Source organism: Aquibium carbonis (assembly GCF_003970795.1).
GTDB classification, from domain to species: Bacteria; Pseudomonadota; Alphaproteobacteria; order Rhizobiales; family Rhizobiaceae; genus Aquibium; species Aquibium carbonis.
On the sequence record NZ_RWKW01000094.1, the window covers coordinates 1 to 14,670 of the forward strand.

At 68.5% G+C, this 14,670-nt stretch carries 13 protein-coding genes; 10 read left to right on the plus strand and 3 right to left on the minus strand.

The genetic code is table 11. The features are described from left to right. The 3 genes from EJC49_RS21115 to EJC49_RS21125 all read right to left on the minus strand — a co-directional run. The coding region (locus EJC49_RS21115) for a sensor histidine kinase (RefSeq protein ID WP_342635370.1) at nucleotides 1-1,179 on the minus strand (1,179 nt) is incomplete at its 3' end. 3 nt (nucleotides 1,180-1,182) lie between these two features. After that, on the minus strand, nucleotides 1,183-1,881 hold the full coding sequence (locus EJC49_RS21120; RefSeq protein WP_126701914.1) for a response regulator: 699 nt from the start codon (nucleotides 1,879-1,881) through the stop codon (nucleotides 1,183-1,185). 27 nt (nucleotides 1,882-1,908) lie between these two features. After that, nucleotides 1,909-2,496 carry a Spy/CpxP family protein refolding chaperone gene (locus EJC49_RS21125; protein WP_126701915.1) on the minus strand — a complete coding sequence of 196 codons (588 nt, stop codon included), beginning with the start codon at nucleotides 2,494-2,496 and terminating at the stop codon, nucleotides 1,909-1,911. A gap of 187 nt (nucleotides 2,497-2,683) precedes the next feature. Between EJC49_RS21125 and EJC49_RS21130 the strand changes: the two genes are divergently transcribed. The 10 genes from EJC49_RS21130 to EJC49_RS21175 all read left to right on the plus strand — a co-directional run bounded on the left by EJC49_RS21130 (nucleotide 2,684) and on the right by EJC49_RS21175 (nucleotide 14,646). After that, the gene (locus EJC49_RS21130) at nucleotides 2,684-3,472 is read left to right on the plus strand and encodes an MBL fold metallo-hydrolase (RefSeq protein WP_342635371.1); all 789 of its coding nucleotides are present in this window, start codon (nucleotides 2,684-2,686) and stop codon (nucleotides 3,470-3,472) included. 86 nt (nucleotides 3,473-3,558) lie between these two features. After that, nucleotides 3,559-4,182, plus strand: a complete 624-nt coding sequence (locus EJC49_RS21135) for a LysE family translocator (RefSeq protein ID WP_126701916.1) — start codon at nucleotides 3,559-3,561, stop codon at nucleotides 4,180-4,182. Nucleotides 4,183-4,192: 10 nt separating this feature from the next. After that, a complete protein-coding gene (locus tag EJC49_RS21140) occupies nucleotides 4,193-5,521 on the plus strand; it encodes a tetratricopeptide repeat protein (protein WP_126701917.1) in 1,329 nt (442 codons plus the stop codon). 178 nt (nucleotides 5,522-5,699) lie between these two features. Continuing rightward, nucleotides 5,700-7,154, plus strand: coding sequence for a xylulokinase (gene xylB / locus EJC49_RS21145; RefSeq protein ID WP_126701918.1), 1,455 nt, complete (start codon nucleotides 5,700-5,702; stop codon nucleotides 7,152-7,154). A 167-nt stretch (nucleotides 7,155-7,321) separates the two neighbouring features. Continuing rightward, on the plus strand, nucleotides 7,322-8,647 hold the full coding sequence (xylA, locus tag EJC49_RS21150) for a xylose isomerase (RefSeq protein WP_126701919.1): 1,326 nt from the start codon (nucleotides 7,322-7,324) through the stop codon (nucleotides 8,645-8,647). A 134-nt stretch (nucleotides 8,648-8,781) separates the two neighbouring features. Further along, nucleotides 8,782-9,702 (plus strand): polyphosphate kinase 2, encoded by a 921-nt coding sequence (gene ppk2 / locus EJC49_RS21155; protein WP_126701920.1) that lies wholly within the window; start codon nucleotides 8,782-8,784, stop codon nucleotides 9,700-9,702. 240 nt (nucleotides 9,703-9,942) lie between these two features. Next, nucleotides 9,943-11,424, plus strand: coding sequence for a mannitol dehydrogenase family protein (locus tag EJC49_RS21160; RefSeq protein ID WP_126701921.1), 1,482 nt, complete (start codon nucleotides 9,943-9,945; stop codon nucleotides 11,422-11,424). Next, a complete protein-coding gene (locus tag EJC49_RS21165) occupies nucleotides 11,412-12,125 on the plus strand; it encodes a GntR family transcriptional regulator (RefSeq protein ID WP_126701922.1) in 714 nt (237 codons plus the stop codon). Before EJC49_RS21160 ends, EJC49_RS21165 begins: the two co-directional genes overlap by 13 nt. A 96-nt stretch (nucleotides 12,126-12,221) precedes the next feature. Next, on the plus strand, nucleotides 12,222-13,493 hold the full coding sequence (locus EJC49_RS21170; RefSeq protein ID WP_126701923.1) for an ABC transporter substrate-binding protein: 1,272 nt from the start codon (nucleotides 12,222-12,224) through the stop codon (nucleotides 13,491-13,493). 229 nt (nucleotides 13,494-13,722) lie between these two features. Then, nucleotides 13,723-14,646, plus strand: a complete 924-nt coding sequence (locus tag EJC49_RS21175; RefSeq protein WP_210211834.1) for a carbohydrate ABC transporter permease — start codon at nucleotides 13,723-13,725, stop codon at nucleotides 14,644-14,646. Nucleotides 14,647-14,670: the final 24 nt, after the last annotated feature.

Below are 14,670 nucleotides of genomic sequence, written 5' to 3' on the forward strand. Positions count from 1 at the left end.
GGATGGCGGCGGAACTGTTCGCGGGCGAAGGGACAGAGCGGGATGATGGTCTTGCCGGCCGCTCGGTCGGTAGAACGCCTCGAAGACGCGGCTGCCCTCGCTTTCGGGAATGCCGCCGCCATGGTCGCGCACCGAGATCGTCACCGCGTCGGCGTCCCGCCCCACCTGCACCTCCACCGGGGGCGCGCCGTGGCGCAGCGCATTCTGCATCAGGTTGCGAACGAGCCGCGTCAGCAGCCGGGGGTCGCCCTCGACGGGAGCGGGCCGGCCGCCGACGTCGATGCCGTTGCGGGCGCCTTCCTCGCTGGCCAGCGCCAGCAGATCGACGATCTCGGTCCGGTCCAGTCGCTCGGTGTGGTCGAGCCGGCTGGCGAGCAGGATTTCCTCCACCAGATCATCCAGTTCGCCGAGATTGCGCACGATCTCGGCCTTGCGGGCCTGCCCGGGGTTGGTCTCGTAGAGGTCGATCGCCATGCGAAGCCGCGCCAGCGGCGAGCGCAGCTCGTGGCTGGCATTGGCCAGCAGCGCCCGGTGCGCGGCGATCATGCGTTCGATCTGGTCGGCGGCGCGGTTGAAGCTCTTCGCCACGGTGGCGACCTCGTCCGAGCCCTTGTCCGGCACGCGCGTCACCAGCGCGCCTTCGCCCCAGGCATCGACGCCGCGGCGCAGCGTCTCCAGGCGCCGGGTGAGGTGGCGCACGACCGGGTAGGAGGCGAGGCCCGTGACGGCGGCGATCATGGCGAGATAGGCCAGCCCGCCGCCGGGGCCATCGCTTCGCGCCATCCGGACGGCGACGCTGCGGCCATCCTCGAGCGGCACCAGCATGGCGTGCATGCCCTTGGAACGACGCATCCGGTCGCCGTTGCCCTCTTCCCACTCCCGCCCGCGCAGGCGCGAGGGAAAGTCGCGGCCATTGGCAGCCAGCAAGCGGCCGTCGGGGCCGTAGACGGCGATCTCGGCATCGAAGGCGCGGCCCAGCCGCTCGAGCGTCGGGCGCAGCGCGGCCGGCCCGTCGGCGGGCGGCAGCATGGCGGCGATGAAGCGGTCGCGGCGGCCGCGCCAGCCTTCCTCCTCCCGGTTCTGGCCCACCCACCAGAAGACGGCGCTGGCAAAGGCGACGATCGCCAGCGCCGCCAGCAGCGTGGCGTAGATCTTCAGGAACAGGCTGTTGCGGATCATCCCTCAGTCGTCCTCGCCCTGATATCGCGCGAAGACGTAGCCCAGCCCGCGAACGGTCACGATGCGGCGGGGATGCTTGGGGTCGGTCTCGATGACGGCGCGGATGCGCGAGACGTGGACGTCGATGGAGCGGTCGAAGGCCTCGAGTTCCTGCCCCTTCACCATGTCCATGAGCTGGTCGCGCGACAGCGTGCGGCCGGCATTGCGGGCAAGCGCCACGAGCAGGTCGAATTGGTAGCTGGTCAGGTCGCAGGCGCGGCCGTCCAGGCGCACCGTGCGCGAGCCGGGGTCGATCTCCAGCCGTCCGAAGCGCAGCACGCCGGACGCGCCGTTGGCGGCGCCGCGGCGGCGCAGGATCGCCTTCAGGCGCGCCAGCAGTTCGCGCGGGTTGAACGGTTTCGGCAGGTAGTCGTCGGCGCCGAGTTCGAGCCCGACGATTCGGTCGGTCTCCTCGCCCTTCGCCGTCAGCATCAGGATCGGAACGTCCGAGACCTGCCGGATGCGCCGGCAGGTCTCGAAGCCGTCGATGTCGGGAAGCATGACGTCGAGGATGACGACGTCCGGCGGCCGTCTCGCGATCTCGGCGATGCCGTCCAGCGCGGCCGCCACGGTGGAGACGTGGAAGCCGTTGCCGGCGAGATATTCGCTCAGCATGGCGGAAAGCCGCGTGTCGTCGTCGACGATCAGCACCTGGTCCGCCATGCGTCCTGTTCCTTTCGCGTCAGACGGTTACCAGCGGCCCCAGCCGCCGCGCCGGCCGCCTTCGCCGCGTTCCTCGATCAGCTTGGCGAGCTTGCCGCGCTGCTCCGGCGTCAGCACCTCGGCCGCCTCGACGAGGGCCGCGGTCATCGTCTTCGACGCCGCGTCCAGCGCCGCGACCCGCTCGGCCCGCAGCTTTTCCACCGCCGCGGGATCGACCGTCGCAGCGCCCAGAATGTCGAGAACCTCGCCGCGCGTCGAGCGGAAGTCGATCATCGTGTCGCGCATTTCGCCGCGAACGCCGTCGAAGATCGAAAACAGCTTCTTCTCCTGTTCCGGCGTGACGTCGAGCTCGCTCATCACGTGGCCGATGCCGCGCATGCCGCCATGCTTGCCGCCGCCCCAGCCCGCCTCGTGCACCATGCCATGCCCGGCGCCGCGATGCATGCCGGGTCCGGCATCGTCCCACGAGAAGCGGCTGCCGAATTCATGTCCCTGGGCGCCGGCCAGGCCGATGCCCGACACCACCGCCACCACGGCGGCGCCGATGGTCAGGGGGCGGCGCCAGCGCGGGGCGGTCACGGCGGTCTTGTCGTGGTCGAAAACGTTGTTGTCCATGGGGATCGTCCTTTCGATCCGCAGCGACCGTCGCTGCGATGGTCGAAACCTAGGCGCCCATCGTGTCTCCCATTGCGGGGGGATGTAAAGTTGTGTGAAGCCATCATGGCGTTTCCATGGACGCCGATGGCAACCGGGGACCGGCAAGGGACCCGAGAGGCAGGGGCTGGCCAGCGGCGACGCGGGCGTGGCCCTTGGCATCGTGCCGGGCGCCAAGCATCCAGGGTCGGGCAGCGTCAGGAAGGGAACCGCCATGTCGACATGGTATTCGAGCAGCGTCGTCGAGCCGGGCCTGACGCTCGTCACCGAACCGGCCGTGCACGATTATTTCCGCGCCAATGTCTTCGTGCTGAACGGGCGGGACCGGAACCTCGTCGTCGACGCCGGCATGGGGCTCGTCCCGCTGCGCCCCGCGCTGCCGCTCGATCCCGACAGGCCGGTGATCGCGGTGGCGACCCACATCCATCTCGACCATGTCGGCGGGCTGCACGAGTTCGACGAGCGGGCCGGACCACGCGTCTCGGCGGCGGGTTTCGCCACGATGCCGGACGCGCTGACCTATGCCGGCATGTTTCGCGGCTTTCCCGGCGCCGTGACGCGCCCGCCATTTCCGGGATGGCGATCCGAGGACTACCGGCTGGAGCCCGCGCCGCTCGGCCGGGCGCTCGTTGCCGGCGACGTGGTGGATCTCGGCGACCGCTCGTTCACCGTGCTGTCGCTGCCCGGCCACGCGCCGGATTCGATCGGTCTGTTCGACGAAGCCGACGGCCTGTTCTTCTGCGGCGACGCGATCTACCCCGGCGGCCTGATCGACGACCTGCCGGATTCGGATCGCGCGGCCTATCGCGCGACGATGCGGCTGATCCTGTCGCTGCCGATCAGGCTCGCCTGCGGCGGGCACGGGAACGTCATGGACCCTGAAACGGTGCGGATGATCGCCGATGACTATCTCCACGCGACGGATCGGCGCCGATGAGCACCGGGCGCCGGCAGCGCGCGGCGTCTTGGCGTCTGGACAGAACACCGCCGCTGTGACTTGCTTTCGCCTGAACGGAGTTTCCCATGTCGATCGAAACCTGGCTCGCCTTCGCCGCCGCATCGGCCGTGCTGCTGGTCATTCCCGGCCCGACGATCCTGCTCGTCGTCTCCTATGCGCTGGGGCAGGGTTGGCGCACCGCGCTGCCGATGTCGGTCGGCGTCGCGCTCGGCGACTTCACCGCCATGACGCTGTCGATGCTCGGTATCGGCGCCTTGCTGGCGGCGTCCGCCACCGTCTTCACCCTCCTCAAATGGGTCGGCGCGGCCTATCTGGTGTGGCTCGGCATCAAGCTGTTCCGCGCCGGCGGAGCCTTGCAGGCCGAGCCGCGCCAGACGGCCGCCTCGTCGCTGCGCATGCTTGGCCACGCCTGGCTGGTCACCGCGCTCAATCCCAAGAGCATCACCTTCTTCGTCGCCTTCCTGCCGCAGTTTCTCGACCGGAGCGGCGATTTCTGGACCCAGATGCTGATCTTCGAGGCCACCTTCCTCGTCCTCGCCTTCCTCAACGCGCTCGGCTATGCGCTGGCCGCGTCGCGGGCCCGGCAGGCGGTGGCCAATCCGCGCCTGCTGGCCATCGTCAACCGGACGGGCGGAACCCTGCTCGTCGGCGCCGGCGTGGCGACCGTCGCCATGCGCTCGGGACAGTGAGGACGTGACCATGATCCGCGACCGCCTCGGTTTTTCCCTGTCTGGCGCCGACGCCGCCAGCCTCGACCATTACGAGGCCGGGCTGGCCGGGTTGCAGGCCTTCGTCGGCGATCCCGTGGGGCATGCCGACCGGGCGATCGAGGCGCGGCCCGATTTCGTCATGGCGCATGTGCTGAAGGGCTGGCTCTTTGCGCTGGCGACGGACCCGGCCGCGACCGCGGCGGCGCGCGACATCCACGCGACGGCTGCCGCGCTGCCCGCCAATGATCGCGAGAAGGGCCATGTCGCCGCGCTCGGCGCGCTGGTCGATGGCGGCTGGCACCGGGCGGGCGAACTTCTCGAAGACCTGACGATCGCCCATCCGCGCGACGCGCTCGCCTTGCAGGCCGGGCACCAGATCGATTTCTTCACCGGCAATGCGCGCCTGCTGCGCGACCGCATCGCGCGGGCGATCCCGCAATGGGATGCGTCCGTTCCCGGCTGCCATGCGATCCTGTCGGCCTATGCCTTCGGGCTGGAGGAGACGGGCGACTATGGCCGCGCCGAGAAGGTCGGCCGGCGCGCCGTCGAGCTCGAACCGCGCGACGGCTGGGGCCAGCATGCGGTCGCGCACGTCATGGAAATGCAGAGCCGGCAGGCGGACGGCATCGCCTGGATGCGCGCCGATCCGGACGTCTGGTCGACCGACAGCCTGATGCGGGTGCACAACTGGTGGCACCTCAGCCTGTTTCACCACGACCTCGGCGACTACGGCGAAGTGCTGGCGCTCTATGACGGGCCGGTCGACGGCGGACGGTCCGACTTCGTCCTCAACCTCGTCGATGCGTCGGCGCTCCTGTGGCGGCTCCACCTGCGCGGCGTCGACGCGGGGGAGCGCTGGACGAGGCTCGCGGACCTCTGGGCGCCGCACGCTTCGGCGGGGAACTACGCGTTCAACGACGCCCACGCCATGATGGCGTTCGTGGGTGCCGGCCGGTCCGATCTCGCCGAGACGCTGGTCGCCACCCAGCGCGAAGCCGTCTCGCGGGGGGACGACAACGCCGCCTTCACGCGCGACGTCGGGCTGCCGGCCACGCTGGCGATCAGGGCGTTCGGCGACGGCGACTTCGGCACGACCGTTCGCCTGCTCAAGCCGCTCAGGGCGCTGGCGCATCGCTTCGGCGGCAGCCATGCCCAGCGCGACGTGCTCGACCTGACGCTGATCGAGGCGGCGTTGCGCGGCAGGCAGTCCGCGCTCGCCACCGCGCTCGCCGCCGAGCGGCACGAACTCCGGCCGGACAGCCCTTTGTCGCAGCTTTTCCGCGATCGCGCTCGTGCCCTGGCGACCGACAGCGCCTGAGCGCGCCACCGCCGCGCCCCGTTCCGGACAGCCCGGAATGCTGCACTGCGGGATTTAATCCGAGGCTCGAAATAATTGACGACAAGCCGTCGTTTCTTCTGCTAACACTTGTCAGCGGCGTCCTCGGACGCCCACGAAAAGGTGAAGCCGGCCCAGCCGGACGGGAGGAAACGAAACGATGTATCTCGGGCTCGACCTCGGGACGTCGGGGGTCAAGGCGCTGCTCATGGACGGCGCCCAGATCGTCGTCGGCTCCGCCAATGGACATCTCGACGTCTCGCGACCACATGCCGGCTGGTCCGAGCAGAACCCGGCCGACTGGATCCGCGCCACCGAAGACGCCGTCTCGGCGCTCAAGGCCGCACATCCGGTCGAGTTCGCCGCGGTGCGCGGCATCGGCCTGTCGGGCCAGATGCACGGCGCGACGCTTCTCGATGCGTCGGACACGGTGCTGCGCCCCTGCATTCTCTGGAACGACACCCGCAGCCATCTGGAGGCCGCCCGGCTCGACGCCGACCCGCGCTTCCGGTCCATCACCGGCAACATCGTCTTTCCGGGCTTCACCGCGCCGAAACTCGCCTGGGTGAAGGCGAACGAACCCGACCTGTTCGCCAGGGTGGCGAAGGTCCTCCTGCCGAAGGATTTCCTGCGGCTCTGGCTGACCGGCGAGCACATTTCCGAGATGTCGGATTCGGCCGGCACGGCCTGGCTCGACGTCGCCGCCCGGCGCTGGTCGCCCGAGCTTCTGGCCGCGACCGATCTCGGCGAGGAGCACATGCCGTCGCTGGTCGAAGGCACCGCGCCGGGCGGTACGCTTCGGCCAGACCTCGCTTCGGCCTGGGGCCTGTCCGGCGACGTCGTCGTGGCCGGCGGGGCTGGCGACAACGCGGCCTCGGCCTGCGGCATGGGCACGGTCGGCCACGGCCATGCCTTCGTCTCGCTCGGCACCTCGGGTGTGCTGTTCGCCGCCACCGACAGCTACCTGCCCAACCCGGAAAGCGCGGTGCACACCTTCTGCCACGCGCTGCCGGCAACCTGGCACCAGATGGGCGTCATCCTCTCGGCGACCGACTGCCTGAACTGGCTGTCGGGCGTCACCGGCAAGAGCGCGGCCGACCTCACCGCCTCGCTGGGCGACACGCTGAAGGCGCCGACGGGCGTCACCTTCCTGCCCTACCTCTCGGGCGAACGCACGCCGCACAACGATGCCGCCATCCGCGGCGCCTTCGTCGGGCTCGGTCATGAATCCGGCCAGGCCGCCTTGGCGCAGGCGGTGCTCGAGGGCGTCGCCTTCGCGCTGGCCGACAATCTCGCCGCGCTCAAGGCTGCCGGCACGACGCTCGATCGCGTCACGGCGATTGGCGGCGGCTCGCGTTCGCGCATCTGGCTCAAGGCCATCGCCACCGCGCTCGGCCTGCCGGTCGACCTGCCCGCCGATGGCGATTTCGGCGCGGCCTTCGGTGCGGCCCGGCTGGGCCTGATCGCTGCCACCGGCGCCGATCCGCTCGCCGTCTGCACCGCGCCGGCGACCGCCGAAACGATCGAGCCGGATGCCGGCCTGGCCGACGCCTATGCCGATGCCTACGGGCGCTTCCGCGCGCTCTACCCGGCGGTGAAGAATGCCGGGCATTAGTTTCCATACCCCAACCCCTAACCCCTCCCCACGAGGGGAGGGGAATTTTCCAAGCGCCTCGCCACGACGTGGAGAGGAAGGGCACCGACGTTCGCCTCTCCCTCCCCTTCGTGGGGAGGGGTTGGGGGTGGGGGTGTCCAGACCGATACCGATCAGGAGGATCTGACATGAGCACCGGTTTCTTCGGCGACATCGCCAAAATCCAGTACGAAGGCCCCGACAGCACCAATCCGCTGGCCTATCGCTTCTACAATCCCGACGAGATGGTCGCGGGCAAGCGGATGGAGGACCATCTGCGCTTCGCCATCGCCTACTGGCATTCCTTCGCCTGGCCGGGCGGCGACCCGTTCGGCGGCCAGACCTTCGACCGTCCGTGGTTCCCCAAGGCCGGCGGCGCCGACACGATGGACCTGGCGAGGCTCAAGGCCGATGTCGCCTTCGAGATGTTCTCGGCGCTCGGAACGCCGTTCTTCTGCTTCCACGATGCCGACGTGCGCCCCGAGGGCGACACGCTGAAGGAGAGCATCGCCCGCCTCGACTCGATCGGCGACTACTTCGCGGCTAAGATGGAAGAGACCGGCATCAGGCTCTTGTGGGGCACGGCGAACCTGTTCTCGCATCGCCGCTACATGGCGGGCGCGGCGACCAACCCCGATCCGGACGTCTTCGCCTATGCGGCCGCCACGGTGAAGAGCTGCATCGACGTCACCAGGCGGCTCGGCGGCGCCAACTACGTTCTCTGGGGCGGCCGCGAGGGCTACGAGACCTTGCTCAACACCGACCTCAAGCGCGAGCGGGCGCAGGCCGGCCGCTTCCTGTCGATGGTCGTCGAGTACAAGCACCGCATCGGTTTCGAGGGCGCGATCCTGATCGAGCCGAAGCCGCAGGAGCCGACCAAGCATCAGTATGATTTCGACGTCGCCACCGTCTATGGCTTCCTCAAGGAGTACGGGCTGGAGAACGAGGTCAAGGTCAACATCGAGCAGGGCCACGCCATCCTCGCCGGCCATTCCTTCGAGCACGAGCTGGCGCTCGCCGCCTCGCTCGGCATCTTCGGCTCCATCGACATGAACCGCAACGACTACCAGTCCGGCTGGGACACCGACCAGTTCCCCAACAACGTGCCGGAAATGGCGCTGGCCTTCTACGAGGTGCTGCGCGCCGGCGGCTTCACCACGGGCGGCACGAATTTCGACGCCAAGCTGCGCCGCCAGTCGCTCGACCCCCAGGATCTCCTCATCGCCCACATCGGCGGCATCGACTGCTGCGCCCGTGGCCTCAAGGCCGCCGCCCGCATGATCGAGGACAAGGCGCTGTCGGGCCCGCTGGACGAGCGCTATGCCGGCTGGAACGAGGCCGAGGCGAAGGCCATGCTGTCGGGCGAACGGACGCTGGAGCAGATTTCGCAGCGCGTGCTGTCCTCCGGCATCGAGCCGCAGCCGAAGTCGGGCCGGCAGGAATATCTGGAAAACGTCGTCAACCGCTACGTCTGACGGGTTGCGTGACGCGACCGCGCCGTTCCGCCCGCTCCGACGGGCGGGACGGCTGAAATAAATCCGTCATCCTGGCGACATATGGATCGGGCGGGCCGCCGGGAGCGGCTTGCCGGCTCTTGCGGGAGGGATGAATGGACGAGGCCAAGCGCGAAGCGGGCGGGATGGAGTGGCTGGAGGCCGAACTCGCCGACACGTTCGACGAGGACATCGAACTCGAGCTTTCCGAGCCGGCGCTGACGCTCGAACTGCGCAAGATCTACAAGAAGGCGCATCCCCAGACGATCGACCGGCAGGTCTACTATCGCGAGCTGATCCGGCTCCAGTCGGAGCTGATCAAGCTGCAGGACTGGGTTTCCCATCACAAGAAGAAGGTCGTGGTCGTCTTCGAGGGCCGCGATTCCGCCGGCAAGGGCGGCGTCATCAAGCGCATCTCGCAGCGGCTCAATCCGCGCATCTGCCGGGTCGTTGCCCTTCCGGCGCCGACCGATCGCGAAAAGACGCAGTGGTACTTCCAGCGCTACGTGCCGCATCTGCCGGCCGGCGGCGAGATCGTCCTGTTCGACCGGTCCTGGTACAATCGCGCCGGCGTCGAGCGCGTCATGGGCTTTGCCTCCGCCGACCAGGTGGAGGAATTCTTCCGCGACGTGCCGGAATTCGAGCGCATGCTGGTGCGTTCGGGCATCATCCTGGTCAAGTACTGGTTCTCGATCACCGACCAGGAACAGCAGATGCGCTTCATGATGCGCATTCACGACCCGATGAAGCAGTGGAAGCTCTCGCCGATGGATCTCCAGTCGCGCGTGCGCTGGGAGCACTACACCAAGGCGAAGGAGGAGATGTTTGCCCGCACCAACATCCCGGAAGCGCAATGGTACATCGTCGAGGGCAACGACAAGAAGCGTGCGCGGCTGAACTGCATCGATCACCTGCTCGGCCAGATCCCCTACGAGCCCGTGCCGCACGAGGAGGTCGAACTGCCCGATCGGGTGTTCAATCCCGATTACGAGCGTGCCACCCTGCCGCCCGAACTCTACGTCCCGCAAAAATACTGACGGCTTTTCCCGACGCGGCCCGTGTGCTGAACCTCGACGGACCCTGCGCGACGGACCCTGCGCGACAGGCCGGCACGGCACGGCCGGCGGCGGCCGTATGGTTCGTTCCGTCGCATTTCGGCTTGCCATGCCTTCGTAAACTGGAATACAAGTATCGAAATGGGCGCGAGGAGAGTGCGTACCGCTTTCGATTTCGGTTCGAACGAAGGTGGCGCAGCGTCCGGAATGGGCAGGATACGCATGGCAGACCGCCTCACCGATACGGCAGCGCTGAACGCGGGCGTGGCTGTCCCCGGCTACGACCGTGACGCGGCGAAGGCCGGCATCGTCCATCTCGGAACGGGCGCCTTCCACAAGGCGCATGAGGCCGTCTACACCGACGGGGCGATGGCGGCGTCGGGCGGCGACTGGATGATCACCGGCGTCAGCCTCCGGTCCGCCGATGTGGCGGACGCGCTGAACCCGCAGAACGGGCTCTACACGCTTCTCGTGCGCGGTCCCGACGGCGTGTCGCCGCGCGTCATCGGTTCGGTGCGCGAAGTGCTGGTCGCGCCGCGCGGCCCCGAACAGGTGATCCAGGCGCTGGCGCGCGAGGAGACGAAGATCGTCAGCCTGACGATCACCGAGAAGGGCTACGGTCTCGATCCCCGCACCGGCGGTCTCGACCGCGACCATCCGGCGATCGCGGCCGATCTCAACGATCCGCGCCGCACGGTCAGTGCCCTCGGCTTCATCGTGGCGGGTCTGCGCCTTCGCATGATGAAGGACTACGCGCCCTTCACGGTGCTTTGCTGCGACAATCTGCAAAACAATGGCCGGGTCCTGCGACGGCTCGTGCTCGAGTTCGCCGAGGCGCGCGATCCGAAGATGGTCGCTTACATCCGCGACCGGGTGACGTTCCCGTCCACCATGGTCGATCGCATCACCCCCGCCAGCACGCCGCAGACCTTCGCGGATGTCGAGCGGCTGGTCGGCCGGGCCGACCTCGCCGCCGTCGAGACCGAGCCCTTCACGCAGTGGATCGTGGAGGACGACTTCGTCTCCGGCCGTCCGGACTGGGAGGCGGCGGGCGCGGTGTTCGTCTCCGACGTCGCGCCCTACGAGAAGATGAAGCTGCGCATGCTCAATGGCGCGCATTCGACGCTCGCCTATGCCGGCTACATGGCCGGCCACGCCCATGTGCGCGACGTGATGGGCGACGCCGATCTCGTGGCGATCATCGGGCGGCACATGGCGGCGGCGGCCGCGACCCTCGACCCCGTGCCGGGAATCGAGCTGGCGGACTACGCGCGCGACCTGCGCCTGCGCTTCGCCAACCCGGCCATCGCGCACCAAACCTACCAGATCGCCATGGACGGCACGCAGAAGCTGCCGCAACGGCTGCTCGAACCGGCGCTGGTGGCGCTGGAGCGCGGCCAGTCGCTCGAGCCGTTCGCCTTCTCCGTCGCGGCCTGGATGCGCTATGCGGTCGGCCGCAGGGACGACGGCGAGAGCCATGCCCTGCGCGATCCGCGCGAGGCCGAGATCGGCGCCGCCGCGGCGGGCGCCGGCGGCGATGCGCGGGCGCTGGCGACGGCGCTGTTCGACCTGCCTGGCCTGTTCCCGGCCCGTCTGGTCGAAGCCGGCGGTTTTGCCGACATGGTCGTCGCCAAGCTCGACACCATGCTGCGGCAGGGCATGCGCGCGGCCATCGCCGCGGAGGCAGTGGCATGCCGCGGCTGAAGCACGTTCCGCTCGGTTTCGATCTCGCCGAAGCGCTGGCGGGCGTCCGCATCGACCGCGCCCAACCGATCGCGCCGCAGATCTATCGCGCGTTGCGGCAGCGCATCGTCGACGGGCGGTTGCCGGCCGGGACGCCCATTCACGAAAACGACATCGCCGCCTTGTGCCTGGTCTCGCGCACGCCGCTCAGGGCTGCCATGCAGCAATTGGCGAACGAGGGCCTCGTGGTCACGCGCCCGCAAGTGGGGTCGGCCGTGGCCGGCCGGGATCGCGCCCGGTTTCTCGAGGCGCTGTTCGTGCGCACGGCCATCGAGAGCCAGATCGCGCGGCGGCTGGCAAAGACGGGGCTCGACGAAGCCGCCCTCGCGCCGGTACTGTCGCGTCAGGAGGATGCGGCCCGCCGCGACGACTACGCGACCTTCTTCGACGTGGACGAGGAATTCCACGAGTTGCTGGCGACGATGGCCCGGGTGCCGGGCGCCTGGCATCTCGTCCAGTCGGTCAAGGCGCATGTCGACCGCGAGCGCTACATGCTGATGTCCTCGATCCGGGGGCGTTCGGCGCGGGCGTTCGGGGATCACCTCGCGGTGCTGGCGGCCATCCGCGCCGGTGATGGCGACGCTGCGGCCGGGCTGATGACGGGCCATATCGAGAGCGTTCTCGATGAGAGCTTCGATCGCGCGGAGGGACCGCTCGATTGACTCTTATATAAGATATAAGATACGTTTTTTGACGACATTTCTGCAATTTGCACTCTTGAAGACCAGTCCGACAAATGTCCTGAATGGGAGGAAACCATGAAGACCCGTATCCTGCTTTCCGGCATCGCCTTTGCTGCGATGACCGCCGCCGTGCCCGCCAGCGCGGCCGAACTTCGCTTCGCCTGCTACCAGGACGGCGTGGAGTGCGACGCCTGGGCGGAAGCGTTCAAGACCTTCGAGGCCGACAATCCGGGCACCACCGTGGTGGTCGACATCGTGCCCTACAAGTCGATCGTCGAGGGCCTGCCGCTGCAGCTCGCCTCCGGTGAAGGTCCCGACCTCGCCCGCGTCACCGATCTCGGCGGCCTCGCCCGCTACATGCTCGACGTCACGCCCTACGTGTCCGACGCGGCCAGGATCGAGGAGCAGTATGGCCGCACGCTCGCCTGGACGCGGGTGAACTCGCCCGACGACAAGGGCATCTACGCCATCATGGACCAGCAGACCGCGACCGGCCCCTTCATCAACACCACGCTGTTCGAGCAGGCCGGCGTCGCCATTCCCGGCGAGGGCGCGACCTATGCCGACTGGGCTGCGGCCGCCAAGGAAGTGGCCGAGAAGACGCAGACCCCCTATGCGGTGGCGATGGACCGCACCGGCCACCGCTTCGCCGGTCCCGCCATCTCCTACGGCGCCAAGTATTTCGACGCCGACGGCAACCCGATCACGGTCGACGAGGGCTACCGCGCCTTCGCCGAGCAGTTCGTCGCCTGGAACAATGACGGCACGGTGGCCAAGGAAGTCTGGGCCGGCGCCGGCGGCGCGACCTATCAGGACGCGGCCAAGGAGTTCACCAACGGTTCGCTGGTGATGTACATCTCCGGTTCCTGGCAGATCGGCCGCTTCGGCCGTGACGTCGGCGATGCCTTCGACTGGCAGGCCGTGCCGGCGCCCTGCGGCCCCGGCGGCTGCACGGGCATCCCGGGCGGCGCGGCCATCGCGGCGTTCAAGCACACCAAGGCGCCGGAAGAGGTCGGCAAGCTCCTGGAGTTCATCTCCAACGAGGACGTGCAGGCCAAGGTGCTGGCCAAGACCAAGAACATCCCCGCCAACCAGGCCTTGCAGGTGAAGGGCATCGACTACGAGAACGCCACCGACGCGGAGAAGGCGGCGCTCGGCACGTTCTCCAGCGCGCTGGCGAATTTCTCGCCGGTGGCCTTCCAGTTCCAGGGCTACAAGAACAACCGCGCGATCATGAACGCCACGGTGACCCGCATCACCCAGGCGATCGTGGGCGAGTCCACGCTGGACGAGGCTTTGTCGCGCATCGACGCCGACGTGAAGGAGGCGGTGGCGGCCGCCCAGTAGGGTCCGCTTCGACGCGGCCCGGCGCCGCCCCCATCCGCCTGCGGGGAGCATTGTTCCCGCAGGTTGGGCCGGGGCGACGCGGCGCCGGACCGGTCACCGTCTCTCCGCGGCGCGGGGAGGCGGTCCTTGGAACCCGTGGGGACAGACGGAGGGGACGGCCATGTTCGCACCGGTGACGACGGCGGCCTCCTGGCTCTATCGCGGCGCCTTCGAGATCTTCGAACGCCCGATGCTGGCGATCCAGAAGATGACGGGCGCGCAGCGCATCGCCTGGGTGTTCCTGTTCCCCAACCTGCTGATCTTCAGCCTCTTCACCTTCCTGCCGATCATCCTCAATTTCTTCTACGCCACCACCGGCAGCGACCGCATCCTGCTGTCCGAGCGGCCCTATGTCGGCGCCGAGAACTTCGCCTCGCTGCTGGCCTGCGAGAACTATCTCGACCCCAACAGCTGCGGCCGCGACATCTTCTGGCGCGCCGTCCACAACACCGGCTGGTTCGTGGTGCTGCAGGTCGGCTTCATGATCCTGTTTTCGCTGGTCACCGCGCTGGTGCTCAACCGCGACATTCCATTCCGCGGCTTCTTCCGCTCCGTGTTCTTCTATCCCGTGCTCTTGTCGCCCGTCGTCGTGGCCCTGATCTGGAAATGGATCCTGCAGCGCTACGGCGTGCTCAACGCCACGCTGGAGGGCTGGGGCTTTCCGGTCGTCAACTGGCTGGTCGAGGCCGACTGGGCCTTCTTCTGGATCGTCTTCGTGTCGATCTGGGCGCATATGGGCTTCTACACGCTGATCCTTCTGGCGGGTCTCCAGGCCATCCCGTCCGACGTCTACGAGGCGGCCGAGATGGACGGCGCGTCGAAATGGCGGGTGTTCTCGAAGATCACCATGCCGCTCCTGATGCCCACCATGGTCGTCGTCATCGTCCTGTCGCTGATCCGCGCGGTGCAGGCCTTCGACGAGATCTTCGTGCTCACCGGCGGCGGCCCGGGCTCGGCGACGCTCCTGGTGCTCCAGTTCATCTACGAGACCGGCTTCGCCTTCCGGCCACAGCTCTTCGGTCTGGCGGCGGCGGCCTCGCTCCTGATGGCGGCGGTGCTGCTGGTGCTCACGCTCCTGCAGCTCGCGGCGACGCGCAAGCAGGCGGAGGGGTAGGATGGACGTCGCTCTCTCCGCTCG

Bases quoted from the DNA above. Each gene is read 5' to 3' on its own strand.
- EJC49_RS21135 (WP_126701916.1), top strand. From the start codon at position 3,559: ATGTCGATCGAAACCTGGCTCGCCTTCGCCGCCGCATCGGCCGTGCTG.
- xylA (WP_126701919.1), top strand. From the start codon at position 7,322: ATGAGCACCGGTTTCTTCGGCGACATCGCCAAAATCCAGTACGAAGGC.
- xylB (WP_126701918.1), top strand. From the start codon at position 5,700: ATGTATCTCGGGCTCGACCTCGGGACGTCGGGGGTCAAGGCGCTGCTC.
- EJC49_RS21170 (WP_126701923.1), top strand. From the start codon at position 12,222: ATGAAGACCCGTATCCTGCTTTCCGGCATCGCCTTTGCTGCGATGACC.
- EJC49_RS21165 (WP_126701922.1), top strand. From the start codon at position 11,412: ATGCCGCGGCTGAAGCACGTTCCGCTCGGTTTCGATCTCGCCGAAGCG.
- EJC49_RS21175 (WP_210211834.1), top strand. From the start codon at position 13,723: ATGCTGGCGATCCAGAAGATGACGGGCGCGCAGCGCATCGCCTGGGTG.
- EJC49_RS21125 (WP_126701915.1), bottom strand. From the start codon at position 2,496: ATGGACAACAACGTTTTCGACCACGACAAGACCGCCGTGACCGCCCCG.
- ppk2 (WP_126701920.1), top strand. From the start codon at position 8,782: ATGGACGAGGCCAAGCGCGAAGCGGGCGGGATGGAGTGGCTGGAGGCC.
- EJC49_RS21160 (WP_126701921.1), top strand. From the start codon at position 9,943: ATGGCAGACCGCCTCACCGATACGGCAGCGCTGAACGCGGGCGTGGCT.
- EJC49_RS21120 (WP_126701914.1), bottom strand. From the start codon at position 1,881: ATGGCGGACCAGGTGCTGATCGTCGACGACGACACGCGGCTTTCCGCC.
- EJC49_RS21140 (WP_126701917.1), top strand. From the start codon at position 4,193: ATGATCCGCGACCGCCTCGGTTTTTCCCTGTCTGGCGCCGACGCCGCC.